General features: G+C 65.8%; 19 protein-coding genes. 7 read left to right on the forward strand and 12 right to left on the reverse strand.

Translation table 11 applies throughout. The annotated features are described in order from the left end of the window. Position 1: 1 nt before the first annotated feature. From FVD38_RS04875 to FVD38_RS04890, 4 genes are all read right to left on the reverse strand, one after another. Complete coding sequence (locus tag FVD38_RS04875; protein ID WP_147933782.1) at positions 2 to 1096, reverse strand: ABC transporter permease; 1095 nt, start codon at positions 1094 to 1096, stop codon at positions 2 to 4. Beyond that, positions 1093 to 2619, reverse strand: coding sequence for an ABC transporter ATP-binding protein (locus tag FVD38_RS04880; RefSeq protein ID WP_147933783.1), 1527 nt, complete (start codon positions 2617 to 2619; stop codon positions 1093 to 1095). Before FVD38_RS04880 ends, FVD38_RS04875 begins: the two co-directional genes overlap by 4 nt. Before the next feature lie 94 nt (positions 2620 to 2713). Beyond that, positions 2714 to 3730: a BMP family lipoprotein gene (locus FVD38_RS04885; protein ID WP_147933784.1), complete on the reverse strand. Its 1017-nt coding sequence runs from the start codon at positions 3728 to 3730 to the stop codon at positions 2714 to 2716. Between the two features lie 367 nt (positions 3731 to 4097). After that, positions 4098 to 5036, reverse strand: coding sequence for an alpha/beta hydrolase (locus FVD38_RS04890; protein ID WP_147933785.1), 939 nt, complete (start codon positions 5034 to 5036; stop codon positions 4098 to 4100). 190 nt (positions 5037 to 5226) lie between these two features. On the opposite strand from FVD38_RS04890, the gene FVD38_RS04895 reads away from it, so the two are divergent. The 6 genes from FVD38_RS04895 to FVD38_RS04920 all read left to right on the forward strand — a co-directional run bounded on the left by FVD38_RS04895 (position 5227) and on the right by FVD38_RS04920 (position 9317). Next, the gene (locus FVD38_RS04895; protein WP_147933786.1) at positions 5227 to 5529 is read left to right on the forward strand and encodes a YciI-like protein; all 303 of its coding nucleotides are present in this window, start codon (positions 5227 to 5229) and stop codon (positions 5527 to 5529) included. Between the two features lie 79 nt (positions 5530 to 5608). Next, positions 5609 to 6313 carry a DUF969 domain-containing protein gene (locus tag FVD38_RS04900; protein ID WP_147933787.1) on the forward strand — a complete coding sequence of 235 codons (705 nt, stop codon included), beginning with the start codon at positions 5609 to 5611 and terminating at the stop codon, positions 6311 to 6313. Beyond that, positions 6310 to 7266 (forward strand): DUF979 domain-containing protein, encoded by a 957-nt coding sequence (locus FVD38_RS04905; protein WP_147933788.1) that lies wholly within the window; start codon positions 6310 to 6312, stop codon positions 7264 to 7266. Before FVD38_RS04900 ends, FVD38_RS04905 begins: the two co-directional genes overlap by 4 nt. Before the next feature lie 10 nt (positions 7267 to 7276). Continuing rightward, positions 7277 to 7927 carry a pyroglutamyl-peptidase I gene (pcp, locus tag FVD38_RS04910; protein ID WP_441294923.1) on the forward strand — a complete coding sequence of 217 codons (651 nt, stop codon included), beginning with the start codon at positions 7277 to 7279 and terminating at the stop codon, positions 7925 to 7927. A gap of 20 nt (positions 7928 to 7947) precedes the next feature. Next, positions 7948 to 8184 carry a hypothetical protein gene (locus FVD38_RS04915; RefSeq protein ID WP_147933790.1) on the forward strand — a complete coding sequence of 79 codons (237 nt, stop codon included), beginning with the start codon at positions 7948 to 7950 and terminating at the stop codon, positions 8182 to 8184. A 485-nt stretch (positions 8185 to 8669) separates the two neighbouring features. Continuing rightward, positions 8670 to 9317 carry an alternative oxidase gene (locus FVD38_RS04920; RefSeq protein ID WP_147933791.1) on the forward strand — a complete coding sequence of 216 codons (648 nt, stop codon included), beginning with the start codon at positions 8670 to 8672 and terminating at the stop codon, positions 9315 to 9317. A gap of 26 nt (positions 9318 to 9343) precedes the next feature. Here the strand turns inward: FVD38_RS04920 and FVD38_RS04925 are convergent, their stop codons facing one another. Continuing rightward, positions 9344 to 9772 carry a DUF2141 domain-containing protein gene (locus tag FVD38_RS04925; RefSeq protein ID WP_147933792.1) on the reverse strand — a complete coding sequence of 143 codons (429 nt, stop codon included), beginning with the start codon at positions 9770 to 9772 and terminating at the stop codon, positions 9344 to 9346. Between the two features lie 133 nt (positions 9773 to 9905). Here FVD38_RS04925 and FVD38_RS04930 point away from each other — a divergent pair, with 133 nt between their 5' ends. Continuing rightward, the gene (locus tag FVD38_RS04930; protein ID WP_147933793.1) at positions 9906 to 10442 is read left to right on the forward strand and encodes a sterol desaturase family protein; all 537 of its coding nucleotides are present in this window, start codon (positions 9906 to 9908) and stop codon (positions 10440 to 10442) included. On the opposite strand, the gene crtB is transcribed toward FVD38_RS04930, so the two are convergent. The 7 genes from crtB to FVD38_RS04965 form a co-directional block, all read right to left on the reverse strand. Further along, positions 10336 to 11331: a 15-cis-phytoene synthase CrtB gene (gene crtB / locus FVD38_RS04935; RefSeq protein ID WP_147933794.1), complete on the reverse strand. Its 996-nt coding sequence runs from the start codon at positions 11329 to 11331 to the stop codon at positions 10336 to 10338. The two genes, FVD38_RS04930 and crtB, sit on opposite strands and share 107 nt — an antisense overlap. Beyond that, positions 11328 to 12854: a phytoene desaturase gene (locus FVD38_RS04940; protein ID WP_147933795.1), complete on the reverse strand. Its 1527-nt coding sequence runs from the start codon at positions 12852 to 12854 to the stop codon at positions 11328 to 11330. The genes crtB and FVD38_RS04940 overlap by 4 nt, the downstream gene beginning before the upstream one ends. After that, positions 12851 to 14047, reverse strand: coding sequence for a lycopene beta-cyclase CrtY (gene crtY, locus FVD38_RS04945; protein ID WP_147933796.1), 1197 nt, complete (start codon positions 14045 to 14047; stop codon positions 12851 to 12853). The genes FVD38_RS04940 and crtY overlap by 4 nt, the downstream gene beginning before the upstream one ends. Continuing rightward, positions 14040 to 15350 (reverse strand): glycosyltransferase, encoded by a 1311-nt coding sequence (locus FVD38_RS04950; RefSeq protein WP_147933797.1) that lies wholly within the window; start codon positions 15348 to 15350, stop codon positions 14040 to 14042. Before FVD38_RS04950 ends, crtY begins: the two co-directional genes overlap by 8 nt. A 14-nt stretch (positions 15351 to 15364) precedes the next feature. Next, the gene (locus tag FVD38_RS04955) at positions 15365 to 16363 is read right to left on the reverse strand and encodes a polyprenyl synthetase family protein (RefSeq protein WP_147933798.1); all 999 of its coding nucleotides are present in this window, start codon (positions 16361 to 16363) and stop codon (positions 15365 to 15367) included. 198 nt (positions 16364 to 16561) lie between these two features. Beyond that, positions 16562 to 17470, reverse strand: coding sequence for a LysR family transcriptional regulator (locus FVD38_RS04960; protein ID WP_147933799.1), 909 nt, complete (start codon positions 17468 to 17470; stop codon positions 16562 to 16564). Between the two features lie 15 nt (positions 17471 to 17485). Further along, positions 17486 to 18403 carry a pseudouridine-5'-phosphate glycosidase gene (locus FVD38_RS04965; protein ID WP_147933800.1) on the reverse strand — a complete coding sequence of 306 codons (918 nt, stop codon included), beginning with the start codon at positions 18401 to 18403 and terminating at the stop codon, positions 17486 to 17488. Positions 18404 to 18410: the final 7 nt, after the last annotated feature.

Raw genomic sequence — 18410 nt, forward strand, 5'->3', positions numbered from 1 at the left:
CTTATCCCTTGCTGCTACGAGTGGCGTTGATCAGTTTCAGCAGCGCCGGACCATACATGTTTTCCATGGCGCCGCAGAACAGGATGATCAGGCCCTGGATGAAAATGAAGGTCTCTTGCGGGATGTTCGGCTTCTCCAGCGACAGGTCGAAACCGCCCTGGATCAGCGCGCCGAACAGCACCGACGACAGCAGGATGCCGACCGGATGCTGGCGGCCCATCAGCGCGATCGCGATGCCGATGAAGCCGGCGCCGGCCGGGAAGTTCAGGCTCAGGTAGTGGGTCGAACCGAGGATCGAGTTCACCGCCGCCAGGCCGGAGAGGGCGCCCGAGATCAGCATCGCGACGATGATGGTGCGGCTGATGCGCACGCCCGCGTAGTGGGCGGCGTGGGCATTCAGGCCGGTCGCTTGCAGCTTGTAGCCCCAGCTCGAGCGCGACACCGCCACCCAGTAGACCACCAGGGCGATCAGGGCCAGGATGAAGGCGAGGTTGAGCGGGGTGTTCTCGCCGAAGAACGGCAGCCAGGTCGACAGCTGCGGGATCATGGCGGCATCCGAGAACACGCGGCTGGCCGGGTTCTGGTCGCCCTCGGGGATCATGTACTTGACGATGATGAAGTTCATCAGGCCGGCGGCGATGAAGTTGAACATGATGGTCGTGACCACCACGTGGCTGCCGCGCTTGGCCTGCAGGTAGCCGGGCAGGAAGGCCCAGCCCGCGCCGAATACGGCGCTGGCGACGATCGCCAGCGGGATCAGGAGCCAGGCCGAGAGGCTGGCGTCGAATGCCAGCATGGCCAGGGTCAGGCCCAGGCCGCCCAGGTACATCTGGCCTTCGGCGCCGATGTTGAACAGGCCCGCCTTCATCGCGATCGACACGGCCAGGCCGGTGAACACGAAGGTCGACGCGTAGAACAGCGTATAGGAGAGGCCTTCCGGATTGATGACAGCGCTGTTGACGAGGATCTGCAGCGATTCGACCGGGCTCTCGCCCAGCAGGTGGATGACCAGCGCGGCGACCAGCAGCGCGGACAGCAGGTTCAGGACCGGCAGGACGAAGCCCGAGGCCCAGCGTGGAAGTTCAGTCGTTTTCATGATTTGTGCATCCCGCCCATCAAGAGGCCAATGCGGGTGGTGTCGAATTCGTCAATATGGAGTTCGCCGGTGACGCGGCCGCCCGACATCACGACGATGCGGTCGGCGAGGGCGCGCACTTCTTCCAGCTCGGTCGACACCAGCAGGATGGCCACGCCTTCGTCGCGCAGGCGCAGCAGCTGGGTGTGGATGCTTTCAATGGTGCCGATGTCGACGCCGCGGGTCGGCTGGCCGACCAGCATCAGCTTCGGCGCGGCCGACACTTCGCGCGCGATCACGACCTTCTGCTGGTTGCCGCCGGAGAGCAGGCCGATGCGCACATTGGGGTCTTTCGGACGCACGTCGAATTGCTCGAGCAAATGGGCGCAGCGCTGGGCGATGGCGTCGAAGTCGAACAGGCCGCGCTTCGTGACGCGGTCCTGGTAGCCGAACACGGTGTTCTGCATGACCGAGAAATCCTTGATCACGCCATCGCGCAGGCGGTCTTCCGGCACGTGGCCGATGCCGAGGTCACGGAAGGTGGCGGGCAGGCCGTCGGCGTTCGAGCGGCTGGCGAAGGGCAGCGGTGCGCCTTCCATCGTCACGGTGCCGGAGGTCGGCAGGCGCATGCCGGACAGGATTTCCATCAGCTCGCTCTGGCCATTGCCCGACACGCCGGCGATGGCGACGATCTCGCCGGCGCGCACGTTAAGAAAGATGTCGGCCAGCAGCTGGACGCCGTTGGCGTCCTTCAGCTCTAGGCCCTCGACCTGCAGCACCGGCGCGCCGGGGGCGTGCGGTTTGCGCGGCAGGTTGCCTTCGATCGGGCGGCCCACCATCATGTTGGCCAGCTGCTCCTTCGAGGTGTCGCGGGTGGCGACGGCGCCGGCCACGCGGCCTGCGCGCATCACGGTCACCTGGTCGGTGATCTCCATGATCTCGCCCAGCTTGTGGGTGATCAGGATGATGGTCTTGCCCTGTTCCTTGAACAGCCGCAGGATGTCGAACAGCGAGGCGATTTCCTGCGTGGTCAGCACCGCGGTTGGCTCGTCCAGGATCAGGATCTCGGCGCTGCGGTAGATCTGCTTGAGGATCTCGACGCGCTGCTGGGCGCCGACCGACAAGGTCGAGATGACGGCCAGCGGATCGACGTCGAGGTGGTAGCGGGCGCAGATCTCGCGCAGCTTCGCTTCCGTCTCAAGGCGCTTCTTCGACAATTTGAAGCCGCCCTCGGCGCCGAGCATCACGTTATCGAGCACGGTCATGTTCTCGACCAGCATGAAGTGCTGGTGGACCATGCCGATGCCCAGCGCGATCGCTTCCTGGCTGGAGCGGATCTTCTGCTCGGCGCCGTTGATGACGAGCTGCCCGCTGTCGGCATGATAGTAGCCGTACAGGATGCTCATCAGGGTGGATTTGCCGGCGCCATTTTCGCCGATCACGCCATGGATCGAGCCCTTGGCGATCGAGAAGCTGACATCGGCATTCGCCTGCACCGGCCCGAAGGCCTTGCTGATATTGCGAAATTCTACGGCTGGCTGCATTGCGATCTGTCGTAAATATGTGTGTGCTTATCATTCAAAAGCGCGCCGGGCCGGGATCAACCGGCGCGGCGCGCTTCGAATGGGAATGGGTCGATCAGACCGGGCAGCTGCTGCCTGCGCGGTAATCGATGACCTTGATCTTGCCGTTGATGATGTCGGTGCGCACGGCGTTGACGCGCTTTTCGATCTCCGGCGTGACGACCTTGCGGTTGTCCTTGTCCAGCACCCAGTCGACGCCGCCTTCCTTCAGGCCCTTATAGTGCACGCCCGATTTCCAGGTGCCGTTCTTGACGCCCATGAAGGAGTCGTACACGGCCACGTCGACGCGCTTGATCATCGAGGTCAGCATGGTGCCCGGGTGCAGGTAGTTCTGGTTCGAATCGACGCCGATCGCCAGCTTGCCTTGTTCCTTGGCCGCCTGCAGCGTGCCCATGCCGCTGCCGCCCGCCACTGCGAACACGACGTCGACGCCGCGCGCGAACTGCGCGCGCGCCAGCTCGCCGCCCTTGGCCGGGTCGTTCCAGGCGGCGGCGGTGGTGCCGACCATGTTCTGGATGATCTCGATCTTCGGCGCTTGCGCCTTGGCGCCCTGGTTGTAGCCGCAGGCGAAGGCGCGGATCAGCGGGATGTCCATGCCGCCCACGAAGCCGAGCTTCTTGGACTTGGAGGCCATGGCGGCAGCGACGCCGACCAGGTAGGAGCCTTCCTGTTCCTTGAACATCACCGATTCGATGTTGGCGCCTTGCGCCACGCTGTCGATCAGCACGAAGCGCACGTTCGGGAATTCACGGGCGACTTTTTGCACGGCCTGGGTTTGCGAGAAACCGATGGCGGCGATCATGTCGACCTTCTTGCGCGCCAGGCCGCGCATGACTTGCTCGGCCTGGGTATCGCTATTGGCCTGGACCTCGAACACCTTGACGCCGGTCTCTTTCGAGAAGCGCTGCAGGCCTTCGAAGGCCGACTGGTTGAACGATTTGTCGAATTTGCCGCCCGCATCGTAGACCATGCCGAGCTTCGGCTGCGCGATCGGACCTGCTGCCGGCGCGGCGAAAGCACTGCCGGCGACGCACAGCGCCGCAATGGTCATGCTGAGTTGCTTAAATTTCATCAATGGGCTCCTGGAATAGCGGTATTGTACCCGCGGCATGGCGTCCGATGGGCAAGGGCTGCGCATTTGCGACTTCGAGCGCGATGGCGGGGATGGCACTTCGCGCTGTGCGATTGTGTCAGTCCGGCGATCCGCAGGAAGTTACGGTTTGTATCTGGCGACTATTTTCTCAGCAGAAGGGCATGCGTGTAGCACGGCCACAACAGGCTGAACCGGCAAAATGGGCAAAGTCGGGCGATTTTGTGAGCAAACTCACGCCATCTCAGCGCAAGCTGTCAAATATGCATCAACCTACAAGTTGATGACAAATACGATTTTACTTGCCAATTTATTCGTTGGAAATATAAATGCTGACAACTTTCAGCAATTATTTTGTCACGAGGTCGAAATCGGCGGGAGTTGGGACCGCCTCGGCGGGCGGCTCGGCGTTCGCCACCGCATCCGCGACGGCTGCCGCGGCGGCCGGCGTCACCGGTTGGCTGAACTGGCGCGTGAGGAAGCCGGCGATCAGGTCTTGCGTCGCTTCAAGGTAGGGGATGTTCATGTGGTCGGAGTCGGGCACGACGTCGTCCGCCACCAGCTGGCCCAGCTTGGCCACCAGCAGGTCGGTATGCGTGTGCGGCACCACGTCGTCGCTGGCCGCGCGCAGCACATAGGTCGGCGCCTTGAGCGAAGGCGCGTACTTGATCGACTCGAAGCGGTGCTGCAGCATGTATTCGATGGGCATCACGCGGAAGCGCCGCTTGGCGATCGCCAGGATCGAATCGTAGGGCGTGATCAGGACCACGGAATGGGCGGGGCGCTCCTTGGCCACCTGCACCGCGACGCCGGAGCCCAGGCTGCGGCCGACCACGGCGATCCGGTGCGGATCGACCTGGCCGCGCGTGGCGAGCCAGTCGTACAGCAGGCAGCCGTCTTCGATCATGTGGATCTCGGCCGGCACGCCCTGCGATTCGCCATAGCCGCGGTAGTTCATCGCCAGCACGGTCATATTGGGGAACAGCTTGCCCGCATCGCGTACGACCCAGGACACTTCTTCGGAACGGCCGCCGAAATACAGCACCGCCGGGCGCGGGCCGGGAATGGTCGGCGTCATCAGCCAGCCGGAGAGGCGGGTGCCGTCGTTGGCGCGCAAGACCACCGGACGGGTGCGGTGGCCGCTGCTGCGCGGGCTTTTGACTTCGCGCTCGAGCGTCGGATTGAAGACCAGGCGGCGCTGGTTGGCGGCGACGGCTGCCGTCAGCCCCAGCCACAGCATGCTGGCAAAGCCCGTGATCCCCGCCGCCATTTTCTTCGACATATCCATGACTGATAGTCTACGCCAGCCGCTGAGTTTTGTTCTGTGTGACAGCTCTCACTGTTGGGTAGCCCATGCGAAATGGGTTAAAAAGTTGTTTTAAACCAACATCGAGCGCTGCCGTTGTGCTGGTGTTCCGATTGCACGATTGCGGTTACGATGTGTATCCGCCTTTATCTAACGCCAGCCTGGAGACGCCGTGCATTACCTGCTCACCTATGACCTCGCCCCCGACTATCTCGAACGCCGCGGCGAATTCCGCGATGTACACCTGAAGCTGGCCTGGGAGGCGCAGGAACGCGGTGAGCTGGTCCTGGCCGGCGCGCTGGCCGAACCGGCCGATCACGCGGTGCTGATTTTCAATTGCGAGACGGCCGAACCGGTCCAGCTGTTCGCGGCACGCGACCCCTACGTGACGAACGGCCTGGTGCGCGCCTTCCACGTGCGCCAGTGGAATACGGTGGTGGGTGACCTGGCGAGCAATCCCGTACGGCCGGGCTGAATTCTTGCCTAAGTTCTTGCCGGATTAACACACCAGATCGGGTAACATCCTCGGCTTGTCGAATATTGCCGGGGAATCCATGCAATCTGCTGTCAATCTGTGGCCACTGCTCGGCGTGGTCGTCGTCGTCGCGGGCTTCCTGCTGCGCGCCAATCCGGTGCTGGTCGCCGTCGCCGCCTGCGGCGTGACCGGCGTCGCGGCCGCCATGCCCGTCATGGCCCTGCTCGAGTCACTCGGCACCGCCTTCGTCAAGACGCGCAACCTGCCATTGATCCTGCTGCTGCCGCTGGCCGCGATCGGCCTGCTGGAGCGCTTCGGCCTGCGCGAGCAGGCGCAATCGGTGATCGCCAGGGTGCGCTCGGCCACCGCTGGCCGCCTGTTGATCGTCTACCTGTTCGCGCGCGAGAGCACCGCAGCGATGGGCCTGACCAGCCTGGGCGGCCATCCGACGATGGTGCGGCCGCTGGTCGCGCCGATGGCCGAGGCGGCTGCGGAAACGCAGCATGGCAAGCTGCCCGAACGCGTGCGCCACCGCATCCGCGCGATGTCGGCCGCCACCGACAATATCGGCCTGTTCTTCGGCGAAGATATCTTCGTCGCCTTCGGCGCCATCGTCCTGATGCACACGATCCTGCAGGCCGAGGGAATCGAGGTCAATCCGCTGCATATCGCGCTGTGGGGCATCCCGACCGCGATTACCGCCTTCGTGATCCATGCCTGGAACCTGCGCCGGCTCGATGCCGAGATCCGCCGTGACGTGGCGGCGGCGAAGGAGGCGGCATGACCCTCACCATCGACCACTTCTACATCCTGGTCGGGCTGCTGTTGTCCGCCGTGGCCATCATGAACCTGGTGGACCGCAGCAATCCACGCCGTGTCACCACCGCGCTGTTCTGGGGCCTGTATGCCTTGCTTTACCTGGCCGGCGAGCGCATGCCGCCGGCGGCGGTCGGCGCCCTGATGATCGTCATGGCCTTGCTGGCCGGCTTTGGCGGCGTCAAGGCCGGCGCGCCGAAGGCCCTGGAGCCGGAGGCGCGCCGCGCCAGCGCCGCGCGCCTGGGCAAGCGCATCTTCATTCCGGCGCTGCTGCTGCCGCTCGTGACCGTGATCGGCGCCACCGTGCTCAAGGACGTGCAGATCGGCGCTCTGCCGATGCTCGATCCGGCCCACCTGACCCTGGTCAGCATGGGTTGCGGCGCCATCGTGGCCCTGATCGCAGCCTGCTGGCTGACGCGCGCCACGCCGCTGCAGGGCGTGCGCGAGGCGCGGCGCCTGATCGACGCCATGAGCTGGGCGGTGGTGTTGCCGCACATCCTGGCGGTGCTGGGACTGCTGTTCTCGGAAGCCGGCGTCGGCAAGGCGGTGGCGCACCTGACGACCACGTATATCGGCCTGGATTCTGCATTCGTCGCGGTAGCGGTGTACTGTATCGGCATGGCGCTGTTCACCATCGTGATGGGCAACGGTTTCGCCGCCTTCCCGGTGATGGCGGGCGGCGTCGGCATCCCGGTGCTGATCGGCGTGTATGGCGCCAATCCGGCCGTGATGGCGGCGATCGGCATGTTCAGCGCCTACTGCGGCACCCTGATGACGCCGATGGCGGCGAACTTCAATATCGTGCCGGCGGCGCTGCTCGAGCTGCCCGACAAGAACGCGGTGATCCGCGCACAGATACCGAGCGCGCTGCCGATCCTGATAGCGAATATCTTCCTGCTGTATTTTTTGATGAACCTGTGAGGCCGCGATGATCAAGACCGTACTGCTTACCGGCTTCGAGCCGTTCAATGGCGCCAGCATCAACCCGGCCTGGGAAGCGGTGCGCGCGCTCGAGGGCTGGCGCGGCGAACACTTCCGGGTCGAGGTGCGCCAGCTGCCCTGCGTGTTCGGGCAGGCGATCGAAGACCTGGTGGCCATGGTCGACGAACTGCATCCGGACGTGGTGATCGCGGTCGGCCAGGCCGGCGGGCGGCCCGACATCTCGGTCGAGCGCGTGGCGATCAACGTCGACGATGCATCGATTCTCGACAATGGCGGCCAGCAGCCGGTGGATGCGGCCATTGCTTCGGATGGTCCCGCCGCCTATTTCTCGACCTTGCCGATCAAGGCCATCGTGCGTGCGCTGCGTGAGAAGGGGCTCGTGGCCGGGGTGTCGCAGACCGCCGGGACCTTCGTGTGCAACCACGTATTCTATGGGCTGATGCACCATGCGGCAACGCAGCCGCAGCCGATCAAAGCCGGCTTCATTCACGTCCCATTCCTGCCGGAACAGGCCGCAGCGCGGCCCGATGCGCCGCCGTCGATGGCGCTGGACGACATCATTGCCGGCATCAAGCTGGCGGTGGAAACGACCGTGAGCGTCGATGCCGACGTGCGCGAAACGGGCGGCGCCACGCACTAGTTCAACATCGGCCGGCCATCATGCTCAAGTCGCTCGCACTGACCGCGCTTACTGTATTGACGGCCTGGCTGCTCATCCCGGTCTTCGTCCTGCCGCCGCTGGCGTTTTATTACGGCTACCAGGGCTACCGACGGCGCCACGATGGCAGGACGCGCACGAGTGTTGGTGCGAAGATCCTGTCGTCGATTCCGATGCTGCTTGCCGCAGCTGTATTCTGCTTCGGGATATTCCTGATCACGACCCAGTACCGGGCTTGAGCGCCTGACGATCGTTATGCGCTGTGAGTACGAGAAGTCCGACAAGCGGACAGTCTTCGCGCTGGCACTATTGCTGAGCACTCGGTGAATAGAATACGTTCACTGTGTGCTCAAGCGAGGGATGATGCCGTTGCGGATACCAAACCAATCGAGAAGGCGGAGGGAGGGCTGTTACTGTGGCCGATGCAGCGCCCTCAGCGGCCAGCGAAAGCACGTGCGCAGCAAAACCTGCGCCGGTCATCCTCCCGGGTCGGGAAGCGCCGAGCTGGAAGTGATCTGCCGGAGAATCCGTCGCGAACAAACCGAGTGATGCCTGCGTAATCCCGATCGCAGAAACCATCTAGCCTGAAGGACGGTCCCACCCAAAAAAAATTTCCCTGATTGTTGACCTCTGGAATTTTAAGGAGCATCATAAATGCATGTTTTCGGCACTGGCCGGATACAGCAAGTCGATAGATGTTCAACATATAGACAGGGAGCCTGCAATGAAAGCGATTGATAAAACCAAGGCCGTGGATGACCACCGCGCTGCCCGCAATCTTTCCGACCACGTCGCGCTCGGCCTGACGCTGATGCTGCGCTTTTTTGCGGACACATTTTTTGCCAAACGCTATGGCAACCGGGCGATCGTGCTGGAAACCGTGGCCGCCGTGCCAGGCATGGTTGGCGGAATGCTGGTGCACCTGCGTTGTTTGCGCTGGATGGTCGAGGACCAGGGCTGGATCCGCACCCTGCTCGATGAAGCGGAAAATGAACGCATGCACTTGATGACCTTCGTGCAGATTGCAAAGCCGAACTGGTTCGAGCGTCTGGTCATCCTGATGGTGCAAGCCCTGTTCTTCGTCGCGTTCTTCCTGCTGTACCTGACTTCACCAAAAACCGCGCACCGCCTGGTGGGGTATTTCGAAGAGCAGGCAGTCATCAGCTACACGCTGTACCTGGCGGAGATCGATGCCGGCCGCGTGGAAAATGTCGCGGCGCCCGAGATCGCGATTGCGTACTGGAACCTGCCTGCCAATGCCCGCTTGCGTGACGTGGTGCTGGTCGTGCGCCAGGATGAGATGGGCCATCGCGATGTCAACCACGGATTCGCCGATGCCCTTACGCCGGTCGAGGCCAGCCAGAACGCATGACCCTGCGACGCGCGGCTGGCACCGGATCAGCGCAATTTGATATAGCTGACCGCCTTCTCGTCACGCAGCACGAAGGCCGCATCCTCGAAGCTCGGCGGCCCGAAGCGGCCGCGCGCATCGCGGCTGAACGCATACCTTTCCTTCGGAATGCCCAGCGCATTGCGGTCGAGCTTTCCATTGTCGTTCTCGTCCTGGAACGACAGCACCGCCCAGGTGCCGGGCGGCAGGTCGTCGACGGTGACCACGGTCTCGCCCACGCGCGCCGCGGCCGATGCCGCATAAGGGCAATCCTTCAGGAAGGTCGCCTTGTCGCAGATCGCGACCCGCACCGTACCCTTGGTACTCGTAATGCCCTGGACCCTCACCTCGATCGACGCGGCAGAAGCGAGACCGGCGGCGCCCACGCTTGATGCCAGCAAAAGGGAAACACCCAGGGTGCGAAAGATCGACTGCATGAAAACTCCATTAGGTTAAGTGTGAATCGTGTTTGACCGCTTTTCACCGGTATAGGGCAGCGCCGCGCAACCGTGCGCATGGGCCGCCATGGTAGGCTGTTGGCATCCCGTCAACGCTCTCGCAGCCTTCATTATGCTTTCCAACGCGCTCATCGTATTGGCCACCATCGCGTTCATGGAAGTGTTCTCCATCGTCGCGCACAAGTACGTGATGCACGGCTTCGGGTGGGGCTGGCACCGCTCGCACCACGAGCCGCGCACCGGCTGGTTCGAAAAAAACGACCTGTACGCCGTGGTGTTCGCCGGTGTCGCCATCGCCCTGATCTGGTTCGGCACGCGCGGCTACCACCCGCTCGAATGGATCGGCGCCGGCATGACTGCCTATGGCGCCCTGTACTTCATCGCCCACGACGGCCTGGTGCACCAGCGCTGGCCGTTCCGCTACGTCCCCAAAAGCGGCTACCTCAAGCGCCTGTACCAGGCCCACCGCATGCACCATGCGGTGGAAGGCAAGGAGGGCGCCGTGTCCTTCGGCTTCCTGTACGCGCCGCCGGTTGCCCGGCTCAAGCGCCAGTTGCAAGCGCAGCAGGGCCAGGTGCGCCGCCCGCGCGGCCAGGACGCAGCCACAGATCGCGCCGCCGCGGCGCCATCGCTGCCCGAGCAGGGCTGAGGCGCGAGGCCAGCGCCTGGAACCCTCCCAGGGCCAATAAACGCAGCTTGGCCGCCTTCGAAGTGCCCACCCGTTCGTCCCAGGCGTGCGCCCCGCGCCGTTTGACTTCGATCCCGATCTGCCGGTACACATTGCGCGCGGTGGCGATCGCCCAGGCCGAGCGCAGGGGCAGGGCGGCGATGCCCAACGTGGCCGACTCATAATACGGCTCGGCGTGATCGACCAGGCGCGCCGCGACGCGCGCCAGCGCCGCGCGGTGGCGCGGCAGGGCCACGTGGTCGGGCGGGATGCCGGCCTCCAGCAGCCATTCAGCCGGCACGTAGAAGCGCCCGATCTTCGCGTCGTCGATGATGTCGCGCGCGATATTCGTCAGCTGGAAGGCCAGCCCGAGGTCGCAGGCGCGGTCCAGCACCAGTTCGTCGCGGGCGCCCATGATCGAGGCCATCATCAGGCCGACCACGCCGGCTACGTGGTAGCAGTAGCGCATGGTGTCGTCGATGGTGGAGTAGCGCGCCTCGTTGACGTCCATCGCGAAGCCGGCCAGGTGGTCGAAAGCATAGCGCGGCGCGATCGCGTGGCCCAGCGCCACTTCCTGGAAGGCGGCGAAGGCCGGGTCGCGCATCGGCTCGCCAGAATAGGCGCGCCGGGTGTCGTCGTACAGGCGATCAAGCTCGAAACCGGCGCCGTAGGCGCTCGGCGCGGCGGCGGCGAAGCCCAGTTCCTGGCCGTCGACCACGTCGTCGCAATGGCGGCACCAGGCGTACAGCATCAGCACGCTGCGCCGGGTGGCGGGCGGGAACAGCCTGGCGGCTGCCGCGAAGCTCTTGGACCCGACCGCGATGGTCTGGGTCGCGTGTTCCATCAGCTTGGTGCCGGCATAGGCGCTCATGCGTGCACCCCCGCATGTACACCCTCCAGCATCAGGCCGGCGGTCGCCTTGGCCGAGCCGATCACGCCCGGCACGCCGGCGCCGGGATGGGTGCCGGCGCCGACCAGGTACAGGTTGGGTAGCTCGGCATCGCGGTTGTGCGGGCGGAACCAGGCGCTCTGGGTCAGGATCGGCTCCAGCGAGAAGGCCGAACCCAGGTGGGCATTGAGCTGGTCGCGGAAGTCGTGCGGCGTGAAGATGCGGCTGGTGACCAGCTGGCTGCGCAGGCCCGGCATGTAGCGCCGTTCGAGGTAGTCGAAGATGCGGTCGCGGTAGCGCGGGCCTTCGGTCTCCCAGTCAATCGGCGCGTTGCCCAGGTGCGGCACCGGCGCCAGCACGTAGTGGCTGCCGCAGCCGGGCGGCGCCAGCGAAGGATCGGTGACGCAGGGGGCGTGCAGGTAGAGCGAGAAATCGTCGGCCAGCGTCTGGCCGTGGAAGATGTCCTTGATCAGTTCACGGTAGCGCGGGCCGAAGCAGACCGTATGGTGCTGCAGCTGCTCGTGGTGTTTGTCCAGGCCGAAGTACAGCACGAACAGCGAATTGCTGAAGCGCTTCTTTTTGAGCGCCTCGCCGTTGCTGCTGCCGCGGCCGTGGTTCTTCAGCAGGTCGGCATAGGTGTGGACCACATCGGCATTCGACGCCACCGCGTCGGCTGCGAACCAGCGGCCGTCTTCCAGCCGCACGCCGCTGGCGAGATTGCCGGCGGTCTCGATGCGCGCCACCGATGCGTTCAGTTCCAGCTTGCCGCCCATGTCCTCGAACAGGCGCACCAGGCCTTTCACCAGGGCTCCGGTGCCGCCGCGCGGGAACCACACGCCCCAGCGCCGTTCCAGTGCGTGAATGAGGGTGTAGATCGACGAGGTGGCGAACGGGTTGCCGCCCACCAGCAGCGAGTGGAAGGAGAAGGCCTGGCGCAGCTGCTCGTCCTTGACGAAGCGCGACACCATGCCGTACACGCTCTTCCACGCTTCCAGCCGCGCCAGTTGCGGGCCGGCCTGGATCATGTCGCGGAAAGAGAGAAACGGCACGGCGCCCAGCTTCAGGTAACCCTCGTCGAATACCGCCTTCGAATACGCCAAAAAGCGCCGGTAGCCGGCGACGTCGGCCGGGTTGCGCGCGTGGATCTGGCGGTCCAGCGCCTCCTGGTCGTTGGCGTAGTCGAAGTGGCTGCCGTCTTCCCAGCACAGGCGGTAGAAGGGAGCCACCGGCAGCATCTCGACGTAGTCACTCATCTTTTTACCGCACAGGGTGAACAGCTCCTCGATCGCCGTCGGATCGGTGATCACGGTGGGGCCGGCGTCGAATACGAAGCCCTGGTCTTCGTAGACGTAGGCGCGGCCGCCCGGCTTGTCGCGTTTTTCGAGCAGGGTTGTTTGCATGCCGGCGGCCTGCAGGCGGATGGCCAGCGCCAGGCCGCCGAATCCGGCGCCGATCACGACGGCGCGTTTCGGTTCGATTCTCGGCTTGAAATTCATCTGGTTCATTCTGCGGTCCTGATCTGATAGGGGTGGGTCTTGCGTACGGCGTCAAACGCTTCCATGACGGGCACCGGCGGCTTGCCGGTCAACAGGCGTACCTTGTCGCCCAAGGTGGGGCGGCCGGCGTAGAAGCGCGCGATCAAGGGCGCGGGCAGGCCATAAAAACGCTGCATCACGCGCCAGCGGTGGTCGGGGCTGCCGGCCAAAAACAGCATGCGGTTGAGCATGCGGAAGAAGCGTTGTTCGTCCCAGGCTTGCCGCGCCTGCTCGCGAATGGCGGCGAACAGCGTCGGGGCCGACAGCTCGGGCAGGCGCGCGATGCGCTCGGCCAGGCGCACCGCATGCGGCAGCGAATAGCCGGTGGTCGGATGGAACAGGCCGGCGCGCAGGCCGACGCTCGGCTGGCCGTGCAACTCGTCCCAGAAGCCGTCGAAGTCGCCGGCCAGCACGATCGGCAGCGAGCCTTGCTCTTCGCGCAGCATGTCGCGCACGCGCCAGCCGCGCGCGGCCACGTAGGCGGCGATGTTGGCGCGCAGCCGCTCCGGTTCCCAGGCGGCGCTGTCGACGTAATGGGTGTCCTCGACCAGCACGCGGTCGGGCCCGAAGGGCAGCAGGTAGACGAAGCGGTAGCCGCCCTGCTGGGGCACGCTGGCGTCCATGATCACCGGCGCCGTCAGGCCGTGGGCGGCGTCGAGCCGCAATTCCTGGCCAAGGAAGGTCTGGTAGCCGAGCGCGAGATGGCTGCTGGTGCGCATGCCGCGGCCGTCGATGACGGCGCGCGCTCGCAGGGTTTCGCCATCGGCCAGCCGCACGCTGGTGGGCGTGACGTCGTCGATCCAGACCCCGGTGCGCAGCGTGGCGCCCAGCGCCGGTTCGACCACGTGGGCCAGGTCGAGCGCGGCGATGCTGGCGTAGCCGCCCGCCAAGGTGCGGGCCAGGTCGGGAAACACCACGTCGTAGCGCGGCCAGCGGTGTGTGACCAGCGGCGCGATCCAGCGCAGCTGCGCGGGATCGAGATCGCTGTCGTGGAACGACCAGGTATGGTTGCCGCCCAGGCGCTTGCCTTGCTCGAGCACCAGGATGCGCAGCTCGGGACGCTCGCTGCGCACGCGCCACGCGATCAGGCTGTTGGCCAGTCCGCCGCCGGCCAGGATCAGGTCGTAGTCGACCTTGTAGTGCTCATTGCTATGCTCATCCATGGCTGGCCAGGCGTCGGGATTCGGGGGCCAATCCGAGCGCGGCCTCGATGACGTCGGCCGCGCGCGGCGCGCCACCGGCTTGCCGGATCTGCTCCGCCAGCGGTTCCATGCGCTGCCGGAAGCCTGGCTCGTCCAGCAGGCGGCGCAGCTTGCGCGCCAGATCGGCGACGGTCGCGAGGCGCGGCGAGGCGCGCAGGCCTACGCCGGCATATTCCACCCGGGCGGCGGCGCCCGGATGGTCGAAGGCGATCGGCAGCGCCAGGATCGGCGTGCGGGTGGCGATGGCCTCCATCACGGTGTTGGCGCCGGCGTGCGAGATAACGGCGTCGGCGCGCGCCAGCACGGCCAGCTGGGGCACGAAGGCGTGCACGCGGGTGTCGCCGATGCGTTCGAGCGCGCGCACCTGCGAGTCATCCAGGCCGCCACAGTGGGCGACCAGCAGTTGCGCGTCCTGGCGCGCGCAGGCGTGCGCGATGCGCTTGAACAGGCCGAAGCGCTGGCTGACCAGGGTGCCGAGCGAGGCGTAGACAAAGGGGCGCGTGCTCGATGCGGGCGGCAGCATTGCGGCGAGTTCGGCAGGCGACTGGGCCGATACTGCGGCTCCGCTGTGCAGCGGCCCGACATGATGAAAATGCGGCGGCAGCGCGCGCCGTGGAAAATCGAAGCCCGGCACGATCTGGCCGACCTGGGCCAACGGCGACAGGCATTCGTGCAGTTTTGCGCGCGGACGCAGTCCGAGCTGTTGGGCCGCGGCGGAGATCGCGCGCTCGTGCGGCCGCATCATCCAGTCGTAGACCATGGTGCTGCCTTCGACCATCTTGAAGGCGCGCTCGCTGTCTTCATACATGAAGGGCATGACGGGCAGCGGGATGCCCGGCTCGCGGTTGACCGGCAGGGCGCAGGCGACCGAGACGAAGGGCATGCCGATACCTTCGGCCACCAGGCCGCCGGCCGCTTCCATCTGGTCGGCGACAATAAAATCGACCTGCAGCCGGCGCAGCGCGGCCGGCAGTTCGCGGCACAGCATCGTGGTGCTGGCCGCCATGTCGAGGATCACGCGGCGCAGGCCCAGCGGCGAGCCGGGATTGGCGACCCGCGCCAGCATCGCCGGCAGCGAGCCGGCCGGATGGGTGTCGAGGCCGACGGCGTGGAAGCCAATTCGCTCGTCCTTCACATAGGCGGCGGCATCCGGGCGATGTACGAAGGTGACGCGGTGCCCGCGGACGACCAGTTCGCGCGCGAGCACGGTCAAGGTATTGAAGTGGCTGTAGAGCGCCGGGGCCACGACCGCGAAATGCGCCATGCGAAGCGCCGTCCTCAGGAAAGGCGCAACTCGGCCAGGTGCGCGCCCGGACGCACCTCGCGCGCCTTGGCCAGCTCGGGCACGAAGCGCTTGCCCTTTGCTTCCTTCGCGAACAGCGCGCCGACGAAGCGGCGTGTGCGGCCGTGGGCGCCGACGGCGGCGCCGAGGCAGCGGTCGGCTTCGACCAGGCAGGCTGCCAGGCGGCGCTGGGCTTCGTCGCGGCCCAGTGTGTTGATCAGAGTGGCCTTGCCGACGTCCTTGCCGGTGTCCTTGCCGGTGACGGCGCTGTCGTTGCCGGCGCCGTCGAGGAAGTCGTCCTTGATCTGGAAGGCCTGGCCGGCCGCCAGCGCGAAGGCGCGCAGCTGCTGCGCAACCGACTCGTCGGCATGGCAGACGATGCAGGCCATGTCGACGGCCACGCCCAGCAGCAGGCCGGTCTTGAGTTCATTGGTGGTGGCGATCGCCTCGGGCGAACGCGCGCCGCCGTGCAGGTCTTCGAACTGGCCGCGCACCAGGCCCTGGTCGCCGACCGTCTGCGCCAGCGTTGCGACCAGGCGCGCGCGGGTGGCGGGGGCGATGTCCTGGGCCTGCGACAGCACGCCGAAGGCGCGGCTGAGCAGGGCCACCGAAGCGAGGATGGCGACGTCTTCGCCATACTGGATGTGGATCGCGGGCTTGCCGCGGCGCAGGCTGGCGTCGTCCATGCACGGCAGGTCGTCGAGGATCAGCGATGCCGCATGCACCAGTTCGATCGCGCAGGCGACGTCGATCAGGGCGGGCGATTTGCAGCCGAGGTCACGCGCGACCAGCATCAGGAGCAGGGGACGCATGCGCTTGCCGGCGCTGAGCGCGGACGAGCGCATGGCCTTGGTGAGGCGGTCGTTGGGGCCGCCGGACAGCAACTGGTCGATCCGTTCGTCCACCGCCCGGCGCAGCGATGCGATGTCATCGAAGGCGGCGTCGTCGCCCGTTTCCACGCCGATCCCATCGTACCGCCGCGTCGCTGTAGTCATACGGAATCCTGTAGAAATTGATGAACTTGATAACCATCATACCGGAGGCAAAGTTGAGAAATAGTTAATTGAACTCAATCGTGCGGGGGTTTTTTGCTCAAAAGGTGCGCAATTTACGCTAGGACTCGTGAGAAGGCGGTACAAAAACGGTTCGGCCCGCACATGGCGGGCCGAGCGGGAAAAGATAACCGGAAGTCGTCAGGCCGGCTGCTCTTCCGGGAACAGGATCTTGAGGAAGGCGCGCACAACCGGCGCATCGTCTTGCGCCGGGTAGCTGATATACAGGTTGGCCGATGGCGCGTGGGCGTGGATCGGCAGGAAGCGCACGCCCGGCCAGCCGATGCGGCTGGTGGTTTCCGGCATCAGGGCCACGCCCAGGCCGGCGCCGACCATGGCCAGCAGGGTCTGCGGCTCGGCCGCCTCCTGGAAGATGGTCGGCTGGAAGCCGGCGTTCACGCAGCATTGGATCAGGTAGCGCGGCTCCGCCGACTGGTCCAGGTGCAGGGTCAGCATGGGTTCGCCCGCGATTTCGGGCAGGGCGATGGAATCGCGTTCGGCCAGCGGATGGCGGGCATTGACCGCCACGCAGAACTGCTCCCTGAAACAGAGTTCCTGGCGCAGGTTGGCCTGCTTGAGCACGTCCTGCTCGATGCGCGGCTCGCGCCAGAAGCCGACGTCGATCTGCTTGCTGCGCAGCGCTTCCCACTGGTCGTTCGGGCCCAGCTCGTGGATGGTCCAGGTCACGCGTGGAAACTGGCTCTGGAACTGCTCCAGCAGGCCGGGGATCGGGCCCCACATCGCCGAGCCGACGATGCCGACCCGCAGCCGCCCGACCTCGCCGCGGTCGATCTGGCGGATCGTGTCGATGGTCATGCGCATCTTGCCCAGCAAATCGGCCGCCTCCACCATCAGCGCGCGGCCGGCCACGGTCAGCTCGAAGCTGCGCGTGGTGCGGGTGAACAGCTTCACCCCCAGCTCGCTCTCGAGCTTCATGATCTGCTGCGACAGCGGCGGCTGCGAGATGTGCAGGCGCTCGGCGGCGCGGCTGAAGCTTTTTTCTTCGGCTACCGCCAGGAAGTATTTGAGCTGTTTGAGGTCGATCGACATGGCGGCCCGGTCTGGTCAGGCGGCCTTGTGGTGCAGCGCCACGGCCAGGCGCGCGCCGACCAGGGCGTTGTGCTTGACCAGCGCGATATTGGTGGCCAGGCTGCGCCCGCCCGTCAGCTCCTTGATGCGGGCCAGCAGGAAGGGTGTGACCTGCTTGCCGGTCACGGCCTGCTGCTGCGCCTCTTGCAGGGCTTGGTGGATGATGGCGTCGATCTCGTCGGGCGCCATCGCCGACTCGGCCGGGACCGGGTTGCTGACCACCACGCCGCCTTTCAGGCCGAGCTGCCACTTGGTGCGGATGAAGGCGGCCTGCTCCTCGGGCGAATCGAGCTGGAAGTCGGCCTTGAAGCCGCTGTCGCGCGTGAAGAAGGCGGGGAAGCCCGGCTGGCCGACGGCCAGCACCGGCACGCCGTGGGTTTCGAGGTATTCGAGCGTCAGGCCGATGTCGAGGATCGACTTCACGCCGGCGCACACCACGGCCACGCTGGTCTGGGCGAGTTCCTGCAGGTCTGCCGAGATGTCGAAGCTCGTTTCAGCGCCGCGGTGCACGCCGCCGATGCCGCCGGTGACGAAGACCTCGATGCCGGCCAGTTCGGCGCAGATCATGGTGGCGGCGACGGTGGTCGCGCCCAGGCGGCCCTGCGACAGCACGTAGGGCAGGTCGCGGCGGCTGACCTTGATGGCGTCCGGCGAGGAGCCCAGCGTTTCGAGCTGGTCTTCCGACAGGCCGACACAGATCTTGCCTTTGATGATGGCGATGGTGGCCGGCACGGCGCCGGCGTCGCGGATGACCTGCTCGACTTCGCGCGCGGTGTGCACGTTCTGCGGGTAGGGCATGCCGTGCGAGATGATGGTCGATTCTAGGGCGACGATCGGCTTGCCGGCGGTGCGGGCGGCCGCCACTTCGGGCGAAAACAGGAGGAAGGAATGCATGGTCGAG

The sequence above is a fragment of the Massilia arenae genome (genome assembly GCF_008014745.1).
Lineage (GTDB): Bacteria > Pseudomonadota > Gammaproteobacteria > Burkholderiales > Burkholderiaceae_D > Telluria > Telluria arenae.